This window comes from Streptomyces sp. NBC_01261 (assembly GCF_036226385.1).
Lineage (GTDB): Bacteria > Actinomycetota > Actinomycetes > Streptomycetales > Streptomycetaceae > Streptomyces.
This window is the reverse complement of record NZ_CP108463.1, coordinates 10,921,078-10,946,960: the sequence shown is the minus strand read 5'-3', so window position 1 is coordinate 10,946,960 and position 25,883 is coordinate 10,921,078. Positions and strand designations below refer to the sequence as shown.

The following is a 25,883-nucleotide window of genomic DNA, read 5'->3' as shown; positions in this document are numbered from 1 at the left end:
GGGCAGCCGGTTGCGCTCATGTGACAGCCCGTTCCATGAGCAGTTCTCATACTCCGAGGTGAGCACCCCGTGGCCCGTACGACCGACTCCGATCCGGCCCCGCACGAACTGCGCGTCCTGGTGGCGGTCGCGGACACCGGCGGCTTCTCGGCCGCGGCCGGGACACTCGGCCTGACGCAGTCCGCGGTCTCCCACTCGGTGCGCGGCAGTGAACGCAAGATCGGTGCGGTCCTCTTCGAGCGCGGCCGGACGGGCGCCCGCCCGACTCCCGCCGGAGAGAAGGCCGTCGCGCACGCCCGCCGCATCCTGCGCCTGCTGGACGTCCTGACCGCCGAGGCGCGCGGTGCGGCCCGGTCCGAGGCCGCGGAAGGGCCGCTGCGGATCGCGGCCTTCCGCAGCGCGGCTCTCCATCTGCTGCCGCCCGTGCTCCAGCGGCTGCGCGCCCGCCATCCCGCCGTCGAACCGCGGGTGCGGATCGTACGCGAGGTGGGGCGCGGTACCGCCGGCGAAGTGGCCGACGGGAAAGCCGACATCGCCATCGCCACGCTGGGCGGCTCCGCGCCGCTTCCACCGGGACTGGTCGCGAGCGGACTCTTCGAGGAGCCGTATGCCCTGGTGCACGCACCCGGTCACGCCGCACCGCGTTCGCTGCCGCTGGTCGACTGGGCCGAGAACTGCGGCTCCCACACCCGAGGCTGGTGGGCCGCGCAGGAGTGGATCCCCAAGGCCACCGTCGAGGCCGAGGACGACGGAGCGGTGCTGTCCTTGGTGAGCGCGGGCCACGGAATGGCGATCATGCCCGCGCTCTCCCTGGCCGGAGCGCCGGCCTCGGTCAGCGTCGCCGATCTCGGTCCCGACCGCCCGACACGGCAGGTCGGCTATGTCACCACCGCCGAACTGGCAGGATCCGCGGTCGTACGCGCCCTGGTGAGGGAACTTCGCGCCACGGTCCCCCAGGGTGTGCGCCTGCCCGGCGGCGCGGCCGGGCCCAAGCGGACGGGGCTGTGACACCGCGGCCGCATGGTGTTCCCCTCGGCGCCGGGCCGACACCGGCTTCGCGGCGCGCGGGTGGGTCGGCGTACCCGCCTCGACACCGATGGGCACGGCGCGGCGAGTCGTCGCCGTAGAAGACGAGCGAGCTGTCAGGAGCGCGATTCTGACGTGACGGGGCGGATCGGGGGCACCCCACCACTATGACGACAGGTGTGACGCTCGGCGTCGAAGAAGAGTTCCTGCTGCTCGATCGCGCGACGGGCTTGCCGACGCCGCGCATCGGCGAGGTCCGTGCCGCCGCGGGACACGAGCCCGGGGTGCGGCGGGAGGACATCGACACCGAACTGCTCCAGGCGCAGCTGGAGGTCGCCACGCCGGTGTGTTCCGACCTCGATGAGGTCGCCGGGCACCTCACCCGGTTCCGGCGCGCGGTGGGCGGCGCCGCCCGCCGCGCGAACTGTCGGCTCGCGGCGACCGGCGGCGCGCCGCGGGCCGGCGCTCCGCTGGTGCCTGTCACCGCACAGGAGCGCTACCGGACCATGCGGGCCGAGGCGGCTCGGCTGGTCGACGAGCAGCTGATCTGCGGTATGCACGTCCATGTCGCCGTGCCCGACCGGCAGGCCGGTGCCGCCGCGCTGGGCCGGTTGAGACCCTGGCTGCCGGTGCTGGTGGCCCTGGGCGCCAACTCCCCGTTCTGGGAAGGGCGGGACACCGGCTTCGCGAGCTGGCGCACCGTGGTCTTCGGCCGCTGGCCGATCAGCGGCTCGCCACCGTTCTTCACCGGCGCCGCGCACTACGAAGAGCTGGTGACCGCGCTGCTGGCCACCGGCGTCGTGTCCGACCGGGGCCAGCTGTACTGGCATGCCCGACTCTCCGACGACTACCCGACGTTGGAAGTACGCGCGCCCGATGTCCAGTTGGACGTCGAGAGTGCCGTCACCCTCGCTGGGCTCACCCGCGCGCTGGTGGTGACCGCGCTGCGCGAGGACCGCCGCAGCCTGCTCGCCCTGACCCCCTCGCCCGAGATACTCCAGGCCGCCGGATGGCACGCGGCGCGCCGCGGCCTGGGCGCGGATCTGGTCGACCCCCGTACCGCCACGTCCTCACCGGCAGCCTCGGTGGTGGGCGCCATGCTCGATCGCCTCACACCCGCGCTCAAGGAACTCGGGGACGTCGACCGGGTGACCTCGGGCGTTCAGCAGCTGCTCGACCAAGGGACGGGAGCCGCACGGCAACGTGCCGCGCTCGCGAAGGGCGGCACAGAGGCGCTGTTGGATCTGATCGCGCCCCAGCCCGCGCAGCCCGCCACCGCGGTGAGCACCGGGAGATAGCAATCGCCGTCGCCACCCACCTGCCCGCCCCGCCGCCTCCGGCTCCGCTCGGTCCGGTGAGGCCGGCATCACCTGTCAGGCGTCGCTACCGGTCTGCGCTTGGGACGTCGTCGACACCGGCTCCGACGGGGTCTGTACCGGTGAGGACGTGATCAGTGTGGAGCTGCCGGTATCGCGGTCCATGAGGCCCGCGAGGAGGGCGAGGCCGAGGCCGGCCGCGGCGAGCGTCGCGCCGACCAGGGCCGGTGAGGCCCAGCCCCAGCCGGCGGAGATGGCCAGGCCGCCGAGCCAGGCGCCGCCGGCGTTGGCCAGGTTGAAGGCGGAGTGGTTGGAGGCCGCGGCCATCGTCGGGGCGTTCTTCGCCTTGGCCATGAGCAGCATCTGCACAGGGGTGGTGACCAGGGCGCCCATCGCGCCCATGAAGGCGAGGGTCACCAGGGCGGGCACGGTGCTGTGGACGGTGAAGTAGAACGCCACGAGCGTCGCACCGAGCAGGAAGAGACCCCCGTACAGCGTCGGGCGCAGCGCCCGGTCGGTGAGCGGGCCCGCGATCAGTGTGCCCAGCGTCATTCCGATGCCGTAGAGCGCGAGGACCCACGTCGTGGAGGCGTCGGAGAGACCGGTCACGTGGGTCAGGATCGGCACCAGATAGCTGTAGACGGCGAAGAAGCCGCCGAATCCCACGACGGCGGTGGCCAGGCCCAGGGCGACCTGCCGGTTGCCCATCGCCCGCAGCTCGTGCCGGATACCGGCCTGGCCGCCACGCGGCTGGTGGGGGACGAAAGCGGCCAGCGCCGCCAGCGCGACAAGACCGATGACGGCGACCGCGCAGTAGGCGTACCGCCAGCCGAGGTGCTGCCCCAGGGCGGTACCGGCCGGGACGCCCACGATGTTGGCGACGGTCAGTCCCAGGAACATCCTCGACACGGCCCACCCAGCCCGCTCCGGGGCGACCAGCCGGGAGGCCACGACGGCGCCCACCCCGAACAGCGCTCCGTGCGGCAGGCCCGCCAGGAACCGTGCGGCGAACAGCAGGCCGAAGTTCGGGGCGAGAGCGGAGGCCACGTTGCCGACCACGAACAGCGCGGACAGCAGGAGCAGGAGCCGTTTGTGGGAGATGCGCGCGCCGATGCCGGTCAGGACGGGCGCCCCGACGACGACACCGAGCGCGTAGGCGGAGACGAGGTTGCCGGCGTGCGGCACGGACACGCCGACGCCGTGGGCGATCTGGGGCAGCAGTCCCATCGTGGCGAACTCGGTCGTACCGATTCCGAACGCGACGAGGGCGAGGGCCAGCAGGGCCAGTGGCATGGAGCGCAAGTACCTTTCACGGGCGGCGATTTGGGTGCGGATGCGGGGGAAGCGGGGAAGGGGGCAGGACCGTGATGCGTCCCGTTCGCCCTGTTTCTGTAGCCCGTCGCGCCGACCACCGTTGCCCGATGCGCCCCTCAGGGCAGAGAGGGTCTACGGGTGCTTCAGCCGCGGCACGCACACACGCATTCCAGGATCGGGCGACGAGAATCATGGCCTGCGTCACAGTCGGCCCGCCGGTCGGCGGACCGGTGTTCACGCGGTGGCGTTGCCGCTGTTCCGCTCGACCGGGATCCACAGCTGGGAGTGGGTCTCCTCGCCGACCTCCACCAGGTGCGTCCGCAGGAGTTCCGGACCCGGCCGGCTCGTGTACGGGTTCGAGGGGAACCACTGGGTGAACACGTCGCGCCACAGTTCCTGGAGCGCGCCCGGATAGGGCCCGTCGTTGTCGAAGACCGCCCAGGTGCCGGCCGGCACGTCGAGGGCGTCGAGATCCCCTACGGCCGTCTCCGGGCCGGTGGCCACCCCGATCCAGTAGTCCGCCTCGGCGCCCTCCTCCCGGCTGTCGGTCAGGTACACCGCTGCCGACAGGATCCCCTCCGGTTCCCGGCCGGCCAGCTCCTTCATCCGTACGATCGCCCGCTCGTCCAGGTCTTCCAGATGCGCAGCGGCGGCCGGGTTGACCCCCTCGTGCACCAGCGGGACCCGGGCCTTCCTGCCGACGAGCCGGAACGCGTCCTTCCCCACGATCCGGTACCGCATCGTCGTACTGCCTTCGACGACGACGCGGAAGGACATGCGGGGCTGAGCCGTGAGCAGCGCGCCCGTGCGCCGGGCCTCGCCCGGGCCTACTCCGTGCACCGACCGGAACGCCCGGGCGAAGGCCTCGCCGGAGCCGTAGCCGTAGCGCACCGCGACATCGAGCAGCGTGCGTTCACCGGCCAGCACCTCGGCCGCGGCGAGCGTCATCCTGCGGCGCCGCACGTAGACGGGGAGGGGCATCCCGGCGAGGGCGGAGAACATCCGCCGGAAGTGGTACTCCGACACCGCGGCGATCCGGGCCGCCCCGGCCACGTCGGCCTCCCGGTCGAGGCAGGCCTCCAGGTGGTCCAGCGCCTGGTTCAGCCGGTCCAGCACGTGTATCCGTCCCTCTTCCTCGGGTCTCCCCCGCACTTCCCTGAGTCTCCCCCGCGGGAATGCGCACCCCGATGCGGCAGCTGCTGCGGCCGGGCCGTCTTCAGGTGTAGGTGATTCCTTCGCACCCTGCCCGACAGAAGCCGTGCGGTAATTGTCGGGCGGGTGGCCCCGGCGTTGTCTGAGGCTTGCGTACATGACTGATGTTAAAGGGCTGTGCGAGCCGCGGTTCGCCGCGATCGAGGAGTCCCTCGCGGCTTCGCTCGGCAAGGACGACGTGGGTGCCTCGGTCGCCGTGCGCCTCGACGGCGAGCCGGTGGTCGACCTCTGGGGCGGGTACGCCGACGCGGACCGCACTCTCGACTGGGAACGCGACACCCTCACGGGCGTCAACTCGACGACCAAGAACATGACCGCCCTCTGCGCGCTCGTCCTCGCCGACCGCGGCCTGCTCGATCTGTCCGCGCCCGTCGCCGCCTACTGGCCCGAGTTCGCCGCGGCGGGCAAGGAGCGTCTGCTGGTACGCCATGTGCTGTCCCACACGGCGGGGCTGCCGGACCTGTCCGGGCCGACCGCGGTCGAGGACCTCTACGACTGGCGGAGCGTGACGGCGGGGCTGGCCGCCCAGGCCCCCGAATGGGAACCGGGAACGGTCGCCGGGTACCACGCGCTCACCTTCGGGTTCCTGATCGGTGAGATCGTCCGCCGCGTCACCGGCCGTAGCCTCGGTGATTTCTTCGCCGAGGAAGTGGCCGGACCGCTGGGCGCGGACTTCCACATCGGGCTCTCCGCCGCCGACGACCACCGCGTCGCACCGCTCATCGCGCCGCCGTCGGAGACCGACGAGTTCGCCGCCGGCGCACCGCTCGGACCGGACGGCACCCGTCGGGAGCACACCGGTGTCACGGTCCGGGTCAGGGATGCCAACTCCGTTGCCTGGCGCCGTGCGCAGATCCCGGCGGTGAACGGCTTCGGCAACGCCCGGTCCGTCGCCCTCGTGCAGTCGGTCCTGGCGAACCGGGGTTCGGCCGGTGGCGTGCGGCTGCTGTCTCCCCGGGGCTGCGAGCCCGCGTGGCAGGAGGTGTTCCGGGGCGAGGACCGGGTGCTGCGGACGCCGATGTCCTGGACCGCGGGCTTCGGGAAGTTCGGCAACACCTTCGGCTGGGGCGGATGGGGCGGCTCGCTGGTCGTGAGCGACCCCGACGCACGGATGACGGTGGCCTACGTGATGAACCAGATGATCGACCGGGATCGGCAGGAGGACAACCGCGGCATGGAGATCATCATGGCCGCCTACAGCGGACTGCGGTGACGGCCCGTGGGAGGGGACGTCCGGGTGCGCACGCGCCCACGGAGCGACGGCCGCGAGGCCCTCCGACCCCTCAGCCGGCCGTGCCCGGGTGGCCGGTCAGGTCGAGGTGGGGTTCGAAGGCCCGCAGCAGGAGCGAGCGCATGCGGTCGGGCCGCATGTCGGTCGAGCCGGCGAGGATCTGGATCGCCAGGCCGTCGACCATCGCGGTGAACCGATCGGCGAGGGCCTCGATGTCGGCTTCCGGCGCGAGGCCCTCGGAGCGGCACTCGTGCAGCACGTCCACCACGACCCGGTACCAGCCCGAGTAGATCCGCCGCTGCGCGGACCGCAGGCCGGGTTCGAGCATCGCCTGGTTCCAGAACTGGATCCACACCGACCATTCGTCGATGTCCCCGGCGGTGAGCGGGAGTTGCACCTCGATGAGGCGGCGCAGTTTGTCACGGGCGGACGTCGCCCGGCCGAACTCCTCGTCGAGCCGGGTGCGGAACCGTTGGGCGTAGTACTCCAGCGCCGCGTGCAGCGTGGCTTCCTTGCTGGGGAAGTGGTAGTGCACCGTCGCCGTGCTGGTCCCGCAGTAGCGGGCGATGTCCGAGACCCGCACGTTGTGGTAGCCGCGGCGGGCGATGAGGACGGTCGCGGCCTCCAGGATCTGCTCCCGGCGTTCCTGTCCCGTCACCGGCTGCGCCCGGTCCCGTCCGGTGTCGGGCGGGAGCACGGGCTCCGGACCGACGCCCTCGACGAGATACGCCGTGGACACCCCGCAGGCCTTCGCGATGGCGGCGATCTCCCCGTCGCGCAGCCGCCGGTTTCCGCGCAGTGCCTTGGACAGGGCGGTCGGGTCCATTCCGATCCGGTGGGCGAGCTCGCGCTGGGAGACGGCGGCGGCGCGGATCGCCGTCCGGACGCGTTCCGGCAGAGTGTCGGCGGCCTCGACCGGTCGCTCCTCGATGCTGGTCATAACCCGATCAGTATGTCAGGCAAGGCGGTTCACCCCGGGTGGACGACGGCCGCCAGGGCGCTGATCACCTCGGCCGCGGCACGCTCGCCCGACGAGATCGCCCCGTCGATGTAGCCGTTCCACACCGAGGCGGTCTCGGTCCCCGCCCAGTGGACGAGCCCGGACGGCTCACGCCATCCGTCCCTGCCGTGCCTGCTCCAGCCGCCCGGGGTCAGGAAGCACTCGTAGCCTCCGACGGTCCAGCCGGTCCGCGGCCAGATCCTCTCGACGTAGTCGACGGGCTGTCCGGCCCGGGGTCCGGCGACCTCGGTCAGCGCGGCCAGCACTGCGTGGCGGCGCTCGGTGTCGGTGCCGGCGGACCAGCGGTCGAGCCGGTCGCCGTAGACGAACGCGACAAGTACGCCGCGCGAGGCGTCCTCGGGCGAGTTGTCGAAGACGACGCCGGCCGGGCTGTCGCCGTAGAGCGTCGCGATCCCGGAGCGTCCCGCCGCGCGCCAGAAGGGTTCCTCGTAGACGGCGTGCACCTTGGCGACGCGTCCCATCGGGGAGTGGCGCACCCAGCCGCGCCGTGCGGCGGGCAGTACCGGGTCGAACGCGATGCGGTCGGTCACCGCCGGGGGTACGGCGACCACGGCCCGCCGCGCGCGGACGACGGTGCGGCCGGTGTACGCCTCCACCCCGTGCGCGGTCTGCCGCAGGGAGAGCACCGGCTCGCCCAGCCGGACCCTGTCGCCCAGCGACTTCGCGAGCGCGTGGGCCACCGCGTCGGCTCCGTCGGCGAACCGGGAGTCCTGGGCGCAGCCGCGGGTTTCCATCAGTTGCTCGTAGCCGCCGCCCGAGGCCAGGTAGAACAGCACGTGGAAGAAGGAGATCTCGCGCGGTTCGGCGCACCACACGCCCTGGATCGCGAGCGCCAGCCGCGCCAGCGCGTCTTCGTCGTCGGTCTGCGCGCGGAAGAAGTCCTCGGCCGACAGGGCGTCGAACTCGGCGAACCGCGGGGTGGACCAAGGCAGTTCGAGGTCGACGGTACGGGCGAGGTCGTCCAGCAGGGCGGTGACGCGTTCGTACTCGTCGATGCCGGGTCCGGCGTCCGGTGCGCCGCCCGCGTAGTCGACGCGGGTGCCGTCGGCGCGGATCTCGGTGTGCCGGCCGGCCTCCCAGGTCGGGAACGTCCGGCAGCCGAACCGGGCCGCCAGCGCGTGGAACCGTCGCTGGCTCGGCCCGATCCACTGGCCTCCGTGGTCGACGCGCACCCCGGACGCGGTCACCTGGCTGAACACACGGCCGCCCACGCGGTCGGCGGCCTCCAGTACGACCACATCGACGCCGGCCTCGGCCAGCCGCCACGCGGTGGTCAGTCCCGCGTATCCGGCGCCCACGACCACGACATCGGTGTCCACGGCAGAAATGTCAGGTGTCATCACCCCGACACCGTGTCGCAATATTGACTCGCCAGTCAAGATGCTCCACAAAATTGCGATCGAAGCCTTGACAGCACTCCCGGCTGGAGTCAGGCTGACTCGCCAATCAGTCATTGCGTTTTCTTGTCGGTACCCGTAGACCAATAGATCGGGAGTGGCAATGACCTCGGATTCGCAACTCCAAGTGCGCGAGGCCCAGACAGACAAAGGTCTGCGCTCCGGCGCGCTCTCCATGGCCACCAGCCTGATCCTCGCCGTGGCGTCCGCGGCGCCCGCCTACAGCCTCACCGCGACGCTGGCCTTCGTGGTCGGCTACGTCGGCTTCCAGGCCCCGGCCGTGGTGGTGCTCGCCTTCGTCCCGATCCTGTTCGTCTCCTTCGGCTACGCCGCGCTCAACAAGCGCGATCCGGACTGCGGCACGATCTTCACCTGGGCCACGCGCTCCCTGAACCCGACCCTCGGCTTCCTCGGCGGCTGGGCGATCATCGCCTCGTTCGTCCTCGTGATCGGCAGCCTCGCGCAGGTCGCCGGGCAGTACGTGTTCCTCCTGGTGGGCGCGGAGGACATCGGTTCCGCACCGGCGGACTGGCGGGTCCTGCTGGCCGGCCTCGGCTGGCTCGCGCTGATGACCCTGATCTGCTACCGCGGTATCGAGATCGCGGCCGCGGTCCAACGAGCCCTGCTGTTCCTGGAGTTCAGCATGCTCGTGGCCCTGTCGGTCGTCGCGCTCGTCAAGGCCTACGGCGGCTCCGCGCCGACCGGGGCCCGGCGGCCGAGCCTGTCCTGGCTCAACCCGTTCGAGGGCGCTTCCCTGAGCGCGTTCGTCAGCGCGCTGGTGCTGATGCTGTTCATCTACTGGGGATGGGAGACGGCACTCACCGTCAACGAGGAGACCACCGACCGGCACCGCGTCCCCGGCCGGGCCGCGACCTGGTCCACGGTGCTGCTGGTGGCGCTGTACCTCCTCGCCACGTTCGCCGCGCTCTCCTTCGCCGGCATCGGCGACTCCGGGATCGGCCTGAACAACCCGGACAACTCCGGTGACGTCCTGTACGGCTTCGGCACCGCGGTGTTCGGGTCGAGCGGTTTCGGCTCGGTGCTGTGGCACCTGCTGATCCTCATGGTCCTCACCTCGGCCGCCGCCTCGACGGAGACGACCGTACTGACCCTCAGCCGCACGATGCTGTCGATGGGCGACCAGGGCGCGCTCCCCCGCGCACTGGCCCGGGTGCACCCGCGCTTTCGTATCCCGCACGTGGGCACGATCGCGGTCGGCGTCGTCGGCGCGGTGGTGTACGTCGCGCTGAACTTCCTCGGCCACGGACTCGTCCTCGGTGACGCGGTGTCCGCCTGCGGGGTGCTGATCGCGTTCTACTACGGGCTCACCGGACTCACCTCCGCCTGGGTGCACCGCGCCGGGCCGCGCGCCAGGGCGGCGGACCTCTGGCTGACCGTGGTCCTGCCCGCGATCGGCGGGGTCGTCCTGCTCGGCGCGGGCGCCTGGAGCCTGGTGCAGGCGTGGGATCCCGTCAACAGCGGTACGAGCTGGACCCTCCCGTTCTCCTCGGGATCCCGCGTCGGCGGCACGTTCGTGATCGGTACCGGGACGGTCGTGCTGGGACTGCTCGCCCTCCTGGTCTGTCGGCGCCTGTACCCCGCGTTCTTCGCCCGCCGGCCGGCAGTCGCGGCCCGCACCTGAGTCCGGGCCAGCTGCCCGAACTTCCGCCGTCCGCCCGGGATTTCCTCATCCGCGCCCCGCATCCGGGAGATCGTCCGTGTCCTTTCCCCAGGCCTTCGTCGACCCCTCGTCCGTCGCCGTCGTCGGTGCCACCGAGGACCGCGCCAAATGGGGCTACTGGCTCGCCACCGGCGCCCTCGCGGGTGCCGGCCGGCGACAGGTGTGGCTGGTCAACCGCCGTGCCGCCCAGGTCCTCGGTCAGTCCTGCCGTCCGACGGTGGACGCCCTGCCACAGGCCCCCGACCTCGTCGCCCTGTGCGTGCCGCCGCGACACGTCCTGCCCGTCGTCCGGGACGCGCTCGCCAAGGGGTGCCGCGCATTCCTCTCGATCACGGCGGGACTCGGTGCCGACGAGGCCGAACTCGCCGCGCTGCTGCGCGAGTTCGGCGCGCGAATGATCGGGCCGAACAGCCTCGGGCTGTTCAACGCCGCGGCGGAACTCCGGCTCGCCTGGGGGAACTTCACCCCCGGCAGGCTGGCGATCGTCTCGCAGAGCGGTCAGCTCGGTTCCGAGATCGCCGGCCTCGGCGCACGGGCCGGGCTGGGTGTGTCGCGCTTCTACTCGGTCGGCAACCAGCTCGACGTGGGAGCCGTCGACGTAGTCGAATCGCTCGTCTCCGACCAACACACCAGCACCGTGGCGCTCTACCTGGAGAGCTTCGCCGACGGAGCACGGATCGTCACCGCTCTCGAAGCCCTCCGCCGCGCCGGCAAACACGCGCTGCTGCTCACCACCGGTGCCAGCGAGGGCAGCCGTCTTCTCGCGCGGTCCCATACGGGTTCGATGACCTCGGCCCTCGACGTCGTCGACGCCGCGTGCCGCGCCGCCGGAGCCCTCCGGGTGGCGACGCCGCGCGAACTCGTCGACGCCGCGCGGGTGTTGGACGCGACCGCGCCGCCCGGTGGACGCCGGGTCGCCATCATCAGCGACAGCGGCGGCCAGGGCGGGATCGCCGCCGACCTCGCCGCCGACCGGGGTCTGCGGGCGCCGGTCTTCACCGAACCGCTCCAGGCGCGCCTGCGCGATCTGCTCCCCGCCGCCGCGGCGGTGTCCAATCCGGTGGACCTCGCGGGCGCGGGAGAAGCGGACCTCCAGGTCTACGCGCGGGTCACCGAACTGGTGGCCGCCTCCGGCGAGGTCGACTCGATCGTCCTGACGGGATATCTCGGCTGCTACGGCGAGGACTCGCCGAGCCTCGTGGACGCCGAGTCCGCGGTGATCGACCGCCTCGGCCGACGCCGATCGACGGACGCGGCGCGCGTGCCCCTGATCGTGCACAGCATGAGCGCCGCCTCGCCCGCGGTCGCCCGCCTGCGGAAGCACCGCGTCCCGGTCTTCGACACCGTCGACGCGGCCCTGAGCGCGCTCGGCCACGTGACCCGGCTGGGCGGACGGCCCCGCCCCGCTCCGGCGGCCGAGCGGATCGGGGCGGCCGTTCCGGCGCCCGGCTACTGGGCGGCCCGGACGTTCCTCACGGACCTCGGCATCGCGATGCCCGAGGCAAGACGGGTCACCGACACGGCCGGGTTCGCGGCGGCCTGCGCGTCCCTGCGACCGCCGCTGGTGCTCAAGGCCGGCTGGATCGAGCACAAGAGCGAACACCGGGCCGTCAGAACGGGGTTGGGCCCGGACACCGCCACCGCGGTGTTCCGCGAGATGTACGAACGGCTCGGGCCCGGCGAGTACGTCGTCGAGGAGCAGGACACCCGGCCGGGCGTCGTCGAGCTGCTGATCGGCGCCCGCCGGGACCGCGACTTCGGTCCGACCGTGACCGTGGGACACGGCGGAGTCCTCGCCGAACTCTGGCACGACGTGTCCGTGGAACTGGCACCCGTCGACGGGCGGACGGCGGCCGGGATGCTCGACCGCCTGCGATCGCGCCGACTGCTGGACGGCTGGCGGGGACAGCCCGCGGTCGACCTCGACGCGCTGATCGACGCTGTCGTCGCCGTGTCCGAGGCGATCGTGGCCATCCCCGGCGTGGCGGACATCGAGGTCAACCCGATCCGGGTCGGGCCCGAGGGCGCCCTGGCCGTGGACGCGCTCGTCGTCCCGAGTGCCGAGTACGCCGTAGCGAAAGCCACACAAGAGGCAACCGGGGTGCACCGCCACCGGGAAACCACCGAGGAGCAGGAGACACCACGTGAGCACGTCCACTGAGCCCTGGCCGCTGAGCGATGAGCAGCGGGCGATCGTCGGCCTGTGCCGGGAGTTCGCCGCCAACGAGATCCGGCCGCGCGGACGCGAGGTCGACGAGCGTGACATCGAGTCGCCACTGGACATCTTCCGGGCCGCGGCCAAGGTCGGCATCACCGACTTCATGCTGCCCGAGGAGTACGGCGGGGGTGGGTTCACCGATGTCGTGACCCAGTGCCTGGTCCAGGAGCAGATGTGCTGGGGCGACCCGGGCATCGGCAACTTCGTCTGCTCCAACGGGTTCTTCGCCGACCCGCTGCTCGCCCTCGGCACCGAAGAGCAGAAGGCCGAGTGGCTGCGTCCGCTCGCCGGTCCGAACCCCCTGTTCACCGCACTGGCGACGACCGAACCGGAGTCGGGTTCCGACGCCGCGTCCATCGCCACCACGGCCGTACGGGTCGAGGGCGGCTACGCGATCAGCGGGCAGAAGGTGTGGATCTCCAACGCGGGCCTGGCCGACCAGTACGTCGTCTTCGCCAAGACCGACCCCACCCGGGGTTCCTCCGGGGTCACCGCCTTCCTGCTCCGCAGGGGGGCCGAGGGGATGACGTTCGGCGAGCCCATGCGGAAGATGGGCCAGCGCGCCATCGTCTGCCGCGAGATCTTCCTCGACGAGGTCTTCGTGCCCGAGTCCGACCGTCTCGGGGACGAGGGGCAGGGCTTCCGCGGTCTGATGAGGACCTTCGACATATCGCGGATCGTGCTGGCCGCCGCGGCGACCGGAGCGGCCCGCGCGGCCTACGAGTACGCGCTCGCGTACGCCCGTGAGCGCAAGCAGTTCGGCAAGCCGATCGTCGAACACCAGGCCGTCGCGTTCCGGCTGGCCGACATGGCGACCCGGATCGAGTCCGCGTGGCTGCTCACCCTGCACGCGGCACGCCGGATGGACGCCGGGGCGGATGCCACCAAGCTCGCCGCCATGGCCAAGCTCCAGGCCTCGGAGACCTCGATGGCGGTGACCTGGGGCGCCGTCCAGACCCTCGGCGGATGGGGTTACTCGCGCGAGTTCCCGGTCGAGCAGTGGATGCGCGACGCCAAGCTGGAGGAGATCGAGGAGGGCACCTCGGACATCATGCGGCTGATCATCTCGCGGCGCCTCTGACGGCTCCGCCCCCCGTGACGTCTTCGACCGTGGCCCGGCAACAGGAGTGACATGACCTTTCGGAACGAGTTCACGGAGATGTTCGGGGTCGAACATCCCATCGTGTGCGGCGGAATGCTCGCGGTGGGCACCGCCGAGCTGATCTCGGCCGTCGCGAACGCCGGCGCGCTGGGGTTCCTCAGCGCGCTGACCCAGCCCACCCCTGAAGCGCTCGCACGGGAGATCGCGCGCTGCCGCGAACTGACCGACAGGCCGTTCGGCGTCAACCTCACCATCCTGCCCACCATCGAGCCGGTGCCGTACGACGACTACCGGGCCGTCATCATCGACTCGGGCGTGCGGGTCGTGGAGACCGCGGGCAGCAACCCGGCACCGCACCTGCCGGCGTTCCGGCGGGCCGGGGTGAAGGTCGTGCACAAGGCCGTCGCCGTCCGGCACGCGCTCAAGGCGGAGGCACTGGGCGTCGACGCTGTCAGCATCGACGGGTTCGAGTGTGCCGGGCACCCCGGTCAGGACGACGTCCCCGGCCTCGTCCTGATCCCGGCCGCCGCCCGCAGACTGCGCATCCCGATCATCGCGTCCGGCGGCTTCGCCACCGGCGCCGGGCTCGTCGCGGCCCTGGCACTCGGGGCGTGCGCGATCAACATGGGCACCCGGTTCGAGGCGACCGACGAGGCGCCGATCCACCCGAACGTGAAGGCCCGGATCGTCGCGAACGACGAGCGCGGCACCCAGATCGTCTTCCGGGAGTTCGGCAACACCGCCCGGGTGGCGCGCAACGTGGTCTCGCAGGACATCGCGCGCATCGGCGCGCGCCCCGGGGCCGCCTTCTCCGACGTCGCCGAACTCGCCTCCGGGAAACGCGGCAGGCAGCGGGTCCTGGGCGAGGGCGACGTCGAGGGCGGCATGTGGTGGGCCGGTCAGGCGCAGGGCCTCATCGACAGCGTGGAGAGCTGCGAGACGGTGGTCAGCACCATCGTGGCGGACGCCGAGAACATCGTCCGCGACCGCCTCCGGCGGCAACTCGCGCCCACGGAAGCGAAATTGGTCTAGACGAATTGTCCCCGGATCTCTTGACGCCGGCCGACGGGGCCAGCCACGCTTCGCTACGCAGGCAGATGTAAGGAAAGTTTCCGATTAACTTCACGACTCGCCGTTCGACGGTTTCCCCCTGCCACCCCCCGCCCTGATCACGTCGCACGGCTCCTCCCCACCCGCACCTCTCCACCGTGCGACGGACGTGCAGGGCACCGCAATCCGCGTACCGGCGCGACGCCGTGCGCGGCCTCGCCCCACGGAGGAGCATCCGCATGAGACATGCGTCGCTGCGCGCCGCACTGACCGCCGCCCTGATGGTCGGCGGTATGGCCACGACCGCCGCCCCGGCCGCCCACGCGGCCGACAACACCGGTCTGATCGCCTCCTTCGGCATCACCTCCACCTGGGGTGCCGGCTTCGAGGGCGGCTACACGGTCACCAACAAGTCGACCCACACGGTCAGTTCATGGACGATCACCTTCACCCTGCCCGCCACCGAGGCCGTCACCAGCTCGTGGAACGGCACGCTCACCCACAGCGGGACGCAGTACACCATCACCTCCCCCACCTGGGAGGCCCCGCTCGCCCCCGGTGACTCCGCGCCCGTGGTCGGCATGGACTTCAGCTACAGCGGCTCGGTCGTCGCGCCGAGCGCCTGTCTGATCAACAACGGCCCCTGCGCCGGCGTCCCCGCCGACACCGTCGCGCCCTCGACCCCCTCCGGTCTCGCCGTCCGGGCCACCGGCCCCGGCAGCGTCACGCTGGGCTGGAACGCCTCGACCGACAACGTCGGTGTGGTCGGCTACCGGGTCTACGAGGGCGGCAACGTCGTCGCCACCACCTCCGGCACCGGCACCACCTTCACGGTGGCCGGCCTGCTCGCCGGCAGCAGCCACGGCTTCTCGGTGACCGCGCTCGACGACTCCAACAACGAGTCGGCGCACTCCGCGACGCTCACCGCGACCGCGGGCAGCGGCACCACGCCCGGCGTGGCGGCGCCCTTCATCGACCTCGGCGCCTACCCGACGCCGAACCTCACGCAGATCGCCACGACCACCGGACTGCGCCAGTTCTCGCTCGGCTTCATCACCGCCGGGTCGACCGGCTGCAACGCGAGCTGGTTCAACTCCTTCGACCCGGGCACGGCCTGGGACCGCACGGACTTCGACTCGCTACGCGCGATGGGCGGTGACGTACGACCGTCCTTCGGCGGCGAGGCGGGCACCGAACTGGCCCTCGCCTGCACCAGCACGACCGCGCTCCAGGCGCAGTACCAGAAGGTCGTGGACGCCTACGCCCTGGACCGCGTGGACTTCGACATCGAGGGCGCCGCCACGGTCGACCACGCCTCGATCGACCGGCGCTCGACGGCCGTCGCCGCCGTCCAGGCCGCACAGCGCGCCAAGGGCCGCGACCTCAAGGTCACGCTCACCCTCCCGGTCCTGCCCAGCGGCCTGACCTCGGACGGCCTCTACGTCCTCACCTCCGCCAAGTCGCACAACCTGAACGTCGACACCGTCAACCTGATGGCCATGGACTACGGCGACAGCGCCGCGCCCAGCCCGTCCGGGAAGATGGGCACGTACGCCATCCAGGCCGCGACCTCGACCCGCGCCCAGATCGCCTCGGTGTGGCCGAACCTCACCACCGCCCAGACCTGGGCCATGGTCGGTCTCACCCCGATGCTCGGCCAGAACGACACCGCCAGTGAGGTGTTCACCGTCGCCGACGCACAGCAGGTGCTCACCTTCGCCCGCCAGAACCACCTGGGCGAGCTGGGTTTCTGGGACGTCACCCGCGACGGGAACGCCTGCACCGGTGGCCTGAGCGAGTGCACGAACATCCCGCAGACCCCGTACCAGTTCTCCAAACTGTTCGCGGCCTACGCGGGCTGACCCCGCGCGAAGCGGCTTGTGCGGGCCGAGACTCTCCTCGGCCCGCACAAGTCGGGGACACGCTCAGTGTGTGGACGTGGTCACGAACCGACCGTCGTGCGACTACAGCAGAGCCCCGACGGTGCCGTGGTGTCCGTCCTCCCGGTGTTCGCCCCGTTCCGCCGCGGCCCTGTCGCCCAGGGCGTTGACGGCCGTGTTGAAGCGTTCCATCGAGGTCGGGACGTCCGCGCCCAGCACATACTCCTTGAACTCACCGCGGTGCGGCGCCATCGGATCGTGGCGCGGCTCGCGGACCGAGCGAAGGATCTCCGGCAGCCGGGTGCACTCGCGGTCGAGGAGATAGGCGCCGCCGGCGGTGGTGTAGGCGGCGCGGAAGTCCTCGTCCGGCAGATTCCGGGCGTTGGTCAGAACGTACGGTTTGAGGCTGGCGACGAAGTCGGCGACCACCGAGGAGACGTCGCTGACGAGAAGGTCCGCCTGGTTGAAGCATTCGTACAGCGTGGGCAACTGGCCGGAGATCACCTGATGCCGGACCGGCCCGCGGCTCTCCCAGAAGAGCCGGTGCCACTCGGCGTGCAGGGTGTGCCACTCGACCGTGTCGCCGCGGTCGGGAACACGAGCGTCGCGGGTCTGCTGCGTGTAGTCGCCGCCGTGCCGTCCGGCCAGCTCGTCGATCCGGGCCTGGATGTCCCGCAGTCTCGGACCGGCGGGGAGTGCGGCCTGCGCCTCCGGTCTCTCGCGCCGCTCGTTGTCGTTGCTGAGCAGCTCCTGGACGGCACGGTCCGCGGCGGCGGCCTCGGGAGAGCGGCGGCCCGTGAGCGGGTGCGGCTTGTAGATGATCCGTACGTTCTGTGCGAGGAGCTCCTCGACCAGGGGCACGCCCATCGGGATGAGGGAGGTGTGGCAGTCGTCGTCGCTCCAGCCCTCCCAGGTAGGCGCGTACAGCACGACGGGCAGCGGGCCCGGCCGGTGGTCGGCGTGCAGCCGTATCGAGGACAGTTGCGGGCGCCCCACTTCGACGATCGCCTCGTCGCTGATGGCGTGCCGCACCCGCTGGTAACGGTCCCGCCCGGCCCGTCCGGCCACCCAGATCTCGTCGTACACCTTGCTGACACGGTTGCTGCTGGCGAGCTTGTCGCTGTCGCCGTGGCCGATGAAGACGTGCTTGGCCTCGGCGACGCGCAGCATGTGCACGTTCTTGCCGGCGTTGCCCGGGTACAGGACGACCCGGACGTCCGGGAGTTCCAGCTCGGCCAGGTCATCGGCCTTGGGTACGCACACGACCGGGATCCGTGTGCGGCTCAGGTACCGGAACGAGGCCTGCTCACGCAGGATGATCAGCGGGCGCCGGTCGAGCTGCTCCAGCGTCTCGATCCACATGTTGACCTGGTACATGAAGTCCCGGGACACCGCCGCGAAGCTGAAGTACAGGGCCACCTCGGGCCGGTATCCGGCCAGTTGCCGGTTGACCTCGGCGATCACCTCGCCCCTTCCCGGCATCCGGCGGGCCCGTCGGAACTCCGTCAGCAGGGCCGCTACGGCCGCCACCGCCGACACGGCCGTCAGCGTGTAGCCGATGGCCGCCGGGTACCAGGTCCCGGCCGCGAGCGCCACCAGCAGCCCCGCGTGGGCCGGCAGGTCCAGGTGCAGCACCTTGCGCAGGAAACGCCGGTAGAGATACGCGGGCGGCGGCTTCTGGATGCCGGACCCGCTCATGTCGAGGTTGCGCACGGCCACCGGCAGCACCCGCCGCCGACTGATCGCGTGATGCACCGCCGAGAACAGCATCATCAGCGCGAAGTGGGCGCCGAAGACGGCGAGTCCGGCGACCAGCACCCGATCCGGGGCTTCCATCCGCTCGGCCAGGGCGAGCAGCATCAGCGTCCGGAAGGCGAACCGCAGGGTGCGGTCGAGCTGCAGTGCGGCGAGCCTGCGGACGAACCGGGGTGCCCGGACGTGCAGGGCCTCGTCCGCGAGGTAGCTCACGGCGGACGCGACGGCGAAGCCCCACAAGGACGGCAGCAGCGCGAAAACCGGCAATGCGGCAAAGCCGGCGCCGAACAGGAACACCAGCAGAAGGTCGGCCTTCCCGCGCACGCGCAGGACAGCACACAACCAGCGGACCATCATGGACATGGAATCCCCCCACAGGACCTCCCGCGACGGCGGCGCCGTTGCACGCCAGTTCGACACAGGGAGGGGGTGAAGGGTTGTACACCTGATGCAGGTAAATCATTCACCTCGGATTGGTCGGGAGTTTCTGTCCCGTTTACCGGTCATGTCCCCTCCGACCACGTCGGTCAGCGCGGTCCGTGCCAGCTCTCGTAGCCAGATGTGCGCGGGGTCGGTGTCGTAGCGCTGATGCCATGACAGGTACACCGGGGCCGGTGGAAGGTCGAGCGGGAGCCGGAGCAGGACCATGCCGAGGTCCGCGGCAGCCGAACGCGCCGTGGACCCGGGGGCGGTGACGACGAGATCGGAGTTCCGCGCGAACTCGAACGCGGCGCTTTCCGTGGGCGCGGTGACCACCACGCGTCGCGTGAGATCGAGGCGCGCGAGAGCGTCGTCGAGGATGTTTCCGAGCCTGTCGCGCCGCGAGACGCTGATGTGCTCCGCCGCGGCGTACCGCGCGGCGGTGACGGTCTTCACCCGGGTGAGCGGATGCCCCCGCCGTACGACGACGACCTGCTCGGTCTCGGCCACCCGGTCGGCGTGGATCTCGGGTGCGGTCGGGCGGTCGGCGTTCGCGGCGAGGTCGACCTCGCCGCGACGCAACTCCGGTGTGCCGACGCTCGATTCCGCGATGAATCGCAGCCGCACGCCGGGTGCCTGCTCGCGCACGGCGGTCAGCAGCGCGGGCCCGCCGAGGGCGACGAGCGCGTCGTGCCAGCGGAGCGTGAAGGTGCGTTCGAGTGTCGCGAGGTCGAGTTCACGGCTCGGCGCCAGCACGCCCCGGACCTGCTGGAGCAGGTCGTGCACCGGTTCCCGCACGGCGATCGCGTACGGCGTCGGGGTCATCGTGCGTCCGGTGCGCACCAGGATCTGATCCCCCGTCGTGCGCCGGATCCGGCCGAGGCTGCGGCTCATCGCGGGGGCGGTGACGTGCGGGCGGTCGGCGGCGCCGGCCACGCTGCCTTCCTCCAGCAGAGCGTCGAGCGCGGCGAGCAGATTCAGTTGCATGGGAGTCATCCCAGCCGTGCTTTACATGCACTTGCTGTTAACGATGGCCTCTCCTACCTTCGAAGTGCGGGCACGGAAGAACCCAGGTTCTCGCCCGGCCGACCTCAATCCACCCTGCTCAGACAGGAGTACCGCCATGCCCGAATCGATCCAGGACACCGCCATCACCTCCGACGCCGACCTGCTCGCGGGGACCGAGAGCGCCGTACGCGCGGCGGGAGCGGCTCTGCGGGACCGCTTCGGGGATGTCGTCCCCTACCGGACCTTCGAAGAACTGATGCACGCGCTCGCCGCCAACGACGACTCGGTCCTCGACATCCTGCGCCCCCGCCTCACCGCCCTGCGCCCGGACGCCCGCTGGGTGGAGGAGGAGTTGGCGGGCGGCGCCCTCCCGGCCGGCGAATGGTGGGTGGTGGACCCGGCCGAGGGCAACGTCAACCATCTGCACGGCCTGCCGGACTGGGCGGTGACCGCGACCCTCGTACGCGACAACCAGCCGGCGCTCACCGTGGTCCACCTGCCGATGACCGGCGAGACGTACACCGCACGCGTGGGAGCCGGCGCCCACCTCGACGGCCGGGCACTGCACGTGGCCGGGACCCCGGAACTCGGTCTGAGCATCGTGGCGACGAGCCAGGCCAGGCCGGACGAGGACGAGAAGGTCGTGCGGCGCGTCGGCGCCTCGATCACCGAGATGCTCGTCGACGCCCTCGTGGTACGCACATCCGTGCCCGCCACCCTGCACCTGGTGAACGTCGCCGCCGGCCGGATCGAGGCCTTCTGGCAGTTCGCCGGAGCCCGCGCGGACCTGCTTCCCGGGGCACTGCTCGTCACCGAGGCCGGCGGACGGATCTCCGACGTCGAGGGCCGCCCCTGGACTCCGGAGAGCGAGAGCTTCCTGGCCGCCGCACCCGACGTGCACGCCGACGCGGTCGCCACGCTCTCCCGCTGAACCCGCTTACCACTGAGCCCACGTACCACTGAGCACTGATCACTTTCGAGACACAGAAGGACCGGACCGACATGAGTGACATCACCGTTCTTGGCAGCGGCCGCGTCGGCGGCGGCCTGGCCACCGCCCTCACCCGGGCCGGACACGAGGTGACCGTGGTGACCCGCTCCCCGGACGCCACCGCGGACGCCGTACGAACGGCGCGCATCGTCATCAACGCCACCCCCGGCGCAGGCTCGCTGGAGCGGCTCGCCGCGCTGCGCTCGGAGCTGCGGGGCAAGATCCTCGTGGATGTCTCCAACGCCACCGTCGACGGACCGGACGGACTGCCCGCCGACCTGCTCTACCCCGGTTCGAGTCTCGCGGAGCAGCTTCAGGAGGCGCTGCCCGAGACGCTCGTCGTCAAGACGCTCAACACGATGCTCCACTCGGTGATGACCGAGCCCTCCTCGCTCGCTCAGCCGCCCACCGCCTTCCTCTCCGGCGCCGACCCGGAGGCCAAGGAGGTCGTCCGCGGGCTTCTCGTGGACCTCGGGTGGCGGCAGGAGTGGATCACGGACCTCGGCGGGATCGAGACGGCTCGGGCAACGGAGGGGGCGATCCTGTTCGTACCACATGTCATCCGGTCCAGCGGGTTCGCGCCCTTCGCGATCTCGATCGCCCGCTGATCCACGTGCTCGGAGCGGCCCGCGCCGATCAGGCGTTCTCGCGCTCGGCGCGCCGCTCGACCAGCTCGTCCACCGCGCTCGGCAGGGTCGTCTCGAAGTCGATCAGTTTCACCCAGGCCGGCTTCATCACGATGCGGACCGTGCCGTCGTAGAGCGAGCGGACCTCGGCCTCCCACTCGACCCGCTGCTCGGGCGTCATCTCGTAGGAGCCGTTCATCCGCAGGTACTCCTCCGGGATGCCGTCCACGACATCCAGCTCCGCCCGGCCCCGGATCAGCAGGATCCTGGGCGGATGCACCTCGGTGTCGATCGTCAGCGCGACCGTCGGGTTCTTCCGCAGAGCCGGGAGCTTCGGGGCGTTCTTCGTCGTACACATGACGATCTCCGAGCCGTTCCAGCTGAACGCGATCGGGACGTTCCGGGGCGTGCCGTCCTTGGCCACGTAGGCCAGCCGGAGCACGTCACGCGCCGGCAGTTCCCGGCCGATCGGCCGGTCCAGGATCTCGGTGATCTCAGTCGCTCTCGTGACCGTCCTCCAGGGAAGTCGTCGCCGTCCGCCCCGGGGACGGAGCCGTCACCGCGATCTCGACGTCCACCGGGAGGTCACCCCTCTCCTCCGGGAACAGTCGGACGCCCCGCGTAGCGGTCGCGCATCGCGTCGCTGGCCGCGGGGCCCGCGGTGAAGACGTAGGCGGCACTGTCGTCGAGCCGGCGGCCGGACTTCGCGTCGACGACGACGGGTTCGACCTCCTCGCCGCTGTCCGCGTCAACGAGGATCATGCTGCGCTCCGCCGCCGTGAGGCGGGAGTTGCCCCAGGCGGCCAGGGCGACGATCACCGGGCGCAGGGAGTGCCCGAGTTCGGTGAGTACGTATTCGTGGCGCACCGGATTCGTCTGGTAGGGCCGGCGTTCCAGCAGACCGTCCGCGACCAGGGTCTTCAGCCGTGTGGTGAGCATGCTGGAGGAGATGCCCAGGTTCTCCTGGAACTGGTCGAAACGGGTATAGCCGTCGAAGGCGTCGTGGAGGATCAGCAGCGTCCACCACTCGCCGACGTGTTCCACCGTCGTGGACAGCGGGCACTCCCGGTCCTCCAGCCTGATCCGACTTGCCACGGTGGCCATCCTCTCAGTTACTGCTAAAGTCGAAGTTAGTAGCTTCCATTTTAGCAGTTAGTACGGGGGTGGCGCCTGGCATGCCCGCGCCCGGGAACGGACTCGACGTGACCACGTCCATCAGCGAATCCCCGTCCATGAGCGAATCCCTAGAAGGCCGACGTGCCCTGGTCACCGGGGGCACCAAGGGCACGGGAGCCGCGATCGCCCGGCGGCTCTCCGCAGCCGGGGCGACCGTGCTGGTCACCGCCCGCGGCCGCCCCGACGACATCGAGGCGAAGACGTTCATCCCCGCCGATCTGTCCACCGCCCAGGGCGCCGCCGATGTCGCGTCCCAGGTGGACGGCCGCGTGGGAGGCGTGGACATCCTGGTCCACACCCTCGGTGGCTCCCATGCGCCGGCCGGCGGGTTCGCCTCGCTCGGCGAGGACGAGTGGGCGACGGAGCTGAACACGAACCTGCTGGCCGCCGTCCGCCTTGACCGCGCGCTCGTGCCGCACATGATCGTCACGGGCCGGGGTGCGATCGTGCATGTCACCTCCATCCAGCGCCGCCGGCCGCTGTGGAACGGCACCCTGGCCTACGCCGCCGCCAAGGCCGCCCTGTCCACCTACAGCAAGGGCCTGGCCAACCAGCTCGCCCCGCACGGCGTCCGCGTCAACACGGTCTCGCCCGGCTTCATCCAGACCCCCTCCGCCGACCACCTCGTCGCCCGGATCGCCCACGAAGCCGGGATCAGCCAGGAAGCGGCACTGGGCCGGCTCATGGAGTCCCTGGGAGGCATCCCGCTCGGTCGCCCCAACAGGCCCGAGGAGGTGGCCGAACTCGTCGCCTTCCTCGTCTCCGACCGCGCCTCGGCCATCGTCGGCGCCGAGCACGTCATCGACGGCGGCACCACACCCACCGTCTGACCCCACCATCGCTCAACCGCCCGAACCCACCGTCACCGACAGGAGCGTCATGCACGACACCCAGCCCCGGACCATCGCCCCGAACGACCTGCCGGAGGTCATCACCCGCTACCTCGCGGCCCATCGTGCCCACGACACCGCCACCGCGGTCACGACGTTCACCGACGACGCCGTCGTGATCGACGACGGCCACACCTACCGAGGGAGCGCCGCGATCGAGCGGTGGCTGGACCGTGCCGCCAGCGAGTACACGTACACGACCGAACTGACGCACGCTCAGGAGACCGACGCGGCGCACTACATCGCCACCCACCACCTCGAAGGCGACTTCCCCGGCGGCACCGTCGATCTCCACTACCGGTTCACCCTGCGCGACGACCTCGTCGAGCAGCTCGTCATCGAACCCTGAGCCCGTTCAAGCGGCGCCCGGAGGTCCACGCGCATCGGCGACACCCCTTGTGCCCAACGGAGTTGGGAGACACGGCCCCACCGCGAGGCGATATCCCGGCGAACGGGGGTAGCCGCCAGACACACGGCGGTTGGACGCCCCCTTTCAAGGAGAACCATGTTCGCACTCACGTCCCGTCGTCTGCGCGGCACCGCCCGTCGGGTCTTCGGCTGGCAGCACCTGCGTCCGGCCCAACTGAGCGCGATGAAGGCCGTGATGAAGGGGCGTGACGTGCTCGCCGTCATGCCGACCGGCGCGGGCAAGTCCGCCGTGTACCAGGTGCCCGCGGTCCTGCTGGGCGGTCCCGTCGTGGTCGTCTCGCCACTGATCGCGCTTCAGCGGGACCAGATGCAGAGCCTGCTCGGATCCGGCGCGCTGCGCACCGCCGCCATCAACTCCGCGCAGCGCAAGAGCGACAACGAGACGGCATGGGCCCGCATCAGCGCCTCCTCGGTCGATGTGGTCTTCCTCGCTCCCGAACAGCTCGCCAAGCCGGACGTCACGGACCGGCTCGCCGCTGTCCGTCCCCGGCTGCTGGTGGTGGACGAGGCGCACTGCGTGTCGTCCTGGGGGCACGACTTCCGGCCGGACTACCTGCGGCTGCGCCACGCGCGCGAACGGCTCGGCAATCCGCCGGTGCTCGCCCTGACCGCGAACGCGGCGGCTCCGGTACGGCGGGACATCGCCGAACGTCTCGGCATGAACGACCCGGTGGAGATAGTCGCCGGCTTCGACCGTCCCAACATCAGCCTGGAGGTGTCGGCCTTTCAGGACGTGGCCGCCAAGGAGCGGTTCGTCCTGGAGCGGTCGGCTGTCGAGGAGAAGCCGGGAATCCTGTACGCGGGGACGCGGAAGGCGGCGGACAGTTACGCCGAGCAGTTGAGCGACCTCGGGCTGGCCGCCGCGAGCTATCACGCGGGCCTCTCCGCCGCCGAACGCCGCCAGGCCCAGGACCGGTTCAGCTCCGGTGAACTCGACGTGGTCGTGGCCACCTCGGCGTTCGGGATGGGCATCGACAAGGCGAACGTACGGTTCGTACTGCACGCGTCGGTCCCCGGCTCGCTCGACGCCTACTACCAGGAGATCGGCCGGGCCGGCCGCGACGGAGCACCGGCCAGGGCGATCCTCGCCTACCGCCCGCAGGATCTCGGCCTGCAACGCTTCTTCGCCACCGGTGCTCCCGACGCCGACGCACTGCGCCGCGTCGCCGAATTCCTGCGCGGCGAGGCTACCGCCGTGAGCGCGACCCGGCTCCGGGCCGAGTGCGAACTCGGCGCGACGGCGCTGTCCGCCGTGCTGAACCTGCTGGAGGAGACCGGGGCCGTCCGCACCGGACGGGACGGCAGCCGCTTCACCGGCGTGGACGACGCCGACGGCGCCTCCGCGGACGACGAGGTCGACGCCGTTGTGCGGAGCGCCCTCGCCGTCCACGCCACACACCTCAAGCTCGAACAGTCCCGGATCGACATGATGCGCGGGTACGCCGAGACGACCGACTGCCGGCGGCGGTTCCTCCTCGGGTACTTCGGCGACTCCGTCCCCGTCCCGTGCGGGGCGTGCGACAACTGCACGGGTCCGGTGACCGAGCCTGCGAGCGGTCCGAGGCGCGAGCGGTCCGGGGACGGCGGACGGCCCGACAAGTCGGCCGCACGGCAACGCCGATGGCTCCGCGCCGGTGCCCGCTCGGACACCACAGCGGGTGCCGTCCGGGCGGCGGAGACCGTTGCACAAGCCGAGACGGACGACCACGCCTACCTGCCGGGCGTCAGCGTCAGCCACGACCAGTGGGGCCGGGGCGAGGTCATGAGCGAGGGCGACGGCAAGATCACCATCCTGTTCGAGTCCGTCGGCTATCGCACCCTGTCGCTGGCGGTGGTGACGGACAAGCAGTTGCTCGTCGCCTTGCCCGATGCGCCGCACTGACGCCGGCTCCGCGAGTCCCGCGCGGCTGAAGTGGCTGCCGTCGGTGAACTGCCAGAGCGCGGCGGCCTCGGAGACGCCGAGCTGCGATCCGGAGGCGGTGAGCGCCTCGGCCGCTTCCTCCAGGCGTCGGCGGCGGATGCAGGCGCTGAACGACTCGTCGTCCGTGAGCCGGGCATCGACGCGCTGGGCGGCCGCGATTGCGGCCCGGCCGGCCCCGCTCGTCCCTCGGCCGAACCTCCATGCAGGAGTACCCCGCGT

21 protein-coding genes are annotated in these 25,883 nt (G+C 71.3%); 13 read left to right on the top strand and 8 right to left on the bottom strand.

Annotation, left to right across the window (positions count from 1 at the left end):
• Nucleotides 1–69: 69 nt before the first annotated feature.
• Nucleotides 70–1,008 carry a LysR family transcriptional regulator gene (locus tag OG226_RS48695; RefSeq protein ID WP_329352853.1) on the top strand — a complete coding sequence of 313 codons (939 nt, stop codon included), beginning with the start codon at nucleotides 70–72 and terminating at the stop codon, nucleotides 1,006–1,008.
• Nucleotides 1,009–1,193: 185 nt separating this feature from the next.
• Nucleotides 1,194–2,324, top strand: a complete 1,131-nt coding sequence (locus OG226_RS48690) for a carboxylate-amine ligase (protein WP_329352852.1) — start codon at nucleotides 1,194–1,196, stop codon at nucleotides 2,322–2,324.
• Nucleotides 2,325–2,399: 75 nt separating this feature from the next.
• Here the strand turns inward: OG226_RS48690 and OG226_RS48685 are convergent, their stop codons facing one another.
• Both OG226_RS48685 and OG226_RS48680 read right to left on the bottom strand, forming a co-directional pair.
• Nucleotides 2,400–3,635, bottom strand: a complete 1,236-nt coding sequence (locus OG226_RS48685; protein WP_329352851.1) for an MFS transporter — start codon at nucleotides 3,633–3,635, stop codon at nucleotides 2,400–2,402.
• 255 nt (nucleotides 3,636–3,890) lie between these two features.
• Nucleotides 3,891–4,772 (bottom strand): AraC family transcriptional regulator, encoded by an 882-nt coding sequence (locus OG226_RS48680; protein WP_329352850.1) that lies wholly within the window; start codon nucleotides 4,770–4,772, stop codon nucleotides 3,891–3,893.
• 193 nt (nucleotides 4,773–4,965) lie between these two features.
• On the opposite strand from OG226_RS48680, the gene OG226_RS48675 reads away from it, so the two are divergent.
• Nucleotides 4,966–6,081: a serine hydrolase domain-containing protein gene (locus OG226_RS48675; protein ID WP_328685947.1), complete on the top strand. Its 1,116-nt coding sequence runs from the start codon at nucleotides 4,966–4,968 to the stop codon at nucleotides 6,079–6,081.
• Between the two features lie 70 nt (nucleotides 6,082–6,151).
• Here OG226_RS48675 and OG226_RS48670 read toward each other — a convergent pair whose 3' ends face one another.
• Nucleotides 6,152–7,039, bottom strand: a complete 888-nt coding sequence (locus tag OG226_RS48670) for a TetR/AcrR family transcriptional regulator (protein WP_328685946.1) — start codon at nucleotides 7,037–7,039, stop codon at nucleotides 6,152–6,154.
• A 29-nt stretch (nucleotides 7,040–7,068) separates the two neighbouring features.
• Nucleotides 7,069–8,439 carry a flavin monoamine oxidase family protein gene (locus OG226_RS48665; RefSeq protein WP_328685945.1) on the bottom strand — a complete coding sequence of 457 codons (1,371 nt, stop codon included), beginning with the start codon at nucleotides 8,437–8,439 and terminating at the stop codon, nucleotides 7,069–7,071.
• Nucleotides 8,440–8,620: 181 nt separating this feature from the next.
• On the opposite strand from OG226_RS48665, the gene OG226_RS48660 reads away from it, so the two are divergent.
• From OG226_RS48660 to OG226_RS48640, 5 genes are all read left to right on the top strand, one after another.
• The gene (locus OG226_RS48660) at nucleotides 8,621–10,159 is read left to right on the top strand and encodes an APC family permease (RefSeq protein WP_328685944.1); all 1,539 of its coding nucleotides are present in this window, start codon (nucleotides 8,621–8,623) and stop codon (nucleotides 10,157–10,159) included.
• Nucleotides 10,160–10,235: 76 nt separating this feature from the next.
• Nucleotides 10,236–12,359 (top strand): acetate--CoA ligase family protein, encoded by a 2,124-nt coding sequence (locus OG226_RS48655; RefSeq protein ID WP_329352849.1) that lies wholly within the window; start codon nucleotides 10,236–10,238, stop codon nucleotides 12,357–12,359.
• Nucleotides 12,343–13,497: an acyl-CoA dehydrogenase family protein gene (locus OG226_RS48650; RefSeq protein WP_328685942.1), complete on the top strand. Its 1,155-nt coding sequence runs from the start codon at nucleotides 12,343–12,345 to the stop codon at nucleotides 13,495–13,497. The genes OG226_RS48655 and OG226_RS48650 overlap by 17 nt, the downstream gene beginning before the upstream one ends.
• A 51-nt stretch (nucleotides 13,498–13,548) precedes the next feature.
• Entirely contained in the window at nucleotides 13,549–14,550 is a 1,002-nt protein-coding gene (locus OG226_RS48645; RefSeq protein WP_329352848.1) for an NAD(P)H-dependent flavin oxidoreductase, read from the top strand.
• 257 nt (nucleotides 14,551–14,807) lie between these two features.
• On the top strand, nucleotides 14,808–16,430 hold the full coding sequence (locus OG226_RS48640; RefSeq protein ID WP_328685940.1) for a cellulose binding domain-containing protein: 1,623 nt from the start codon (nucleotides 14,808–14,810) through the stop codon (nucleotides 16,428–16,430).
• 102 nt (nucleotides 16,431–16,532) lie between these two features.
• On the opposite strand, the gene OG226_RS48635 is transcribed toward OG226_RS48640, so the two are convergent.
• On the bottom strand, nucleotides 16,533–18,566 hold the full coding sequence (locus tag OG226_RS48635; protein WP_328685939.1) for a hypothetical protein: 2,034 nt from the start codon (nucleotides 18,564–18,566) through the stop codon (nucleotides 16,533–16,535).
• 96 nt (nucleotides 18,567–18,662) lie between these two features.
• Entirely contained in the window at nucleotides 18,663–19,610 is a 948-nt protein-coding gene (locus OG226_RS48630) for a LysR family transcriptional regulator (protein ID WP_328685938.1), read from the bottom strand.
• 136 nt (nucleotides 19,611–19,746) lie between these two features.
• Between OG226_RS48630 and OG226_RS48625 the strand changes: the two genes are divergently transcribed.
• Together OG226_RS48625 and OG226_RS48620 are read left to right on the top strand one after the other, a co-directional pair.
• Nucleotides 19,747–20,562, top strand: a complete 816-nt coding sequence (locus OG226_RS48625) for an inositol monophosphatase family protein (protein ID WP_328685937.1) — start codon at nucleotides 19,747–19,749, stop codon at nucleotides 20,560–20,562.
• A 71-nt stretch (nucleotides 20,563–20,633) separates the two neighbouring features.
• Nucleotides 20,634–21,230, top strand: a complete 597-nt coding sequence (locus tag OG226_RS48620; RefSeq protein ID WP_328685936.1) for an NADPH-dependent F420 reductase — start codon at nucleotides 20,634–20,636, stop codon at nucleotides 21,228–21,230.
• Between the two features lie 28 nt (nucleotides 21,231–21,258).
• On the opposite strand, the gene OG226_RS48615 is transcribed toward OG226_RS48620, so the two are convergent.
• A complete protein-coding gene (locus OG226_RS48615; protein ID WP_329353729.1) occupies nucleotides 21,259–21,741 on the bottom strand; it encodes a pyridoxamine 5'-phosphate oxidase family protein in 483 nt (160 codons plus the stop codon).
• Between the two features lie 92 nt (nucleotides 21,742–21,833).
• Nucleotides 21,834–22,352, bottom strand: coding sequence for a winged helix-turn-helix transcriptional regulator (locus tag OG226_RS48610; RefSeq protein ID WP_328685934.1), 519 nt, complete (start codon nucleotides 22,350–22,352; stop codon nucleotides 21,834–21,836).
• Nucleotides 22,353–22,480: 128 nt separating this feature from the next.
• Here OG226_RS48610 and OG226_RS48605 point away from each other — a divergent pair, with 128 nt between their 5' ends.
• The 3 genes from OG226_RS48605 to OG226_RS48595 all read left to right on the top strand — a co-directional run bounded on the left by OG226_RS48605 (nucleotide 22,481) and on the right by OG226_RS48595 (nucleotide 25,625).
• The gene (locus tag OG226_RS48605; RefSeq protein WP_329352847.1) at nucleotides 22,481–23,254 is read left to right on the top strand and encodes an SDR family oxidoreductase; all 774 of its coding nucleotides are present in this window, start codon (nucleotides 22,481–22,483) and stop codon (nucleotides 23,252–23,254) included.
• A gap of 49 nt (nucleotides 23,255–23,303) precedes the next feature.
• A complete protein-coding gene (locus tag OG226_RS48600; protein ID WP_328685932.1) occupies nucleotides 23,304–23,663 on the top strand; it encodes a nuclear transport factor 2 family protein in 360 nt (119 codons plus the stop codon).
• A 156-nt stretch (nucleotides 23,664–23,819) separates the two neighbouring features.
• The gene (locus OG226_RS48595; protein WP_329352846.1) at nucleotides 23,820–25,625 is read left to right on the top strand and encodes a RecQ family ATP-dependent DNA helicase; all 1,806 of its coding nucleotides are present in this window, start codon (nucleotides 23,820–23,822) and stop codon (nucleotides 25,623–25,625) included.
• Nucleotides 25,626–25,883 lie beyond the last annotated feature (258 nt).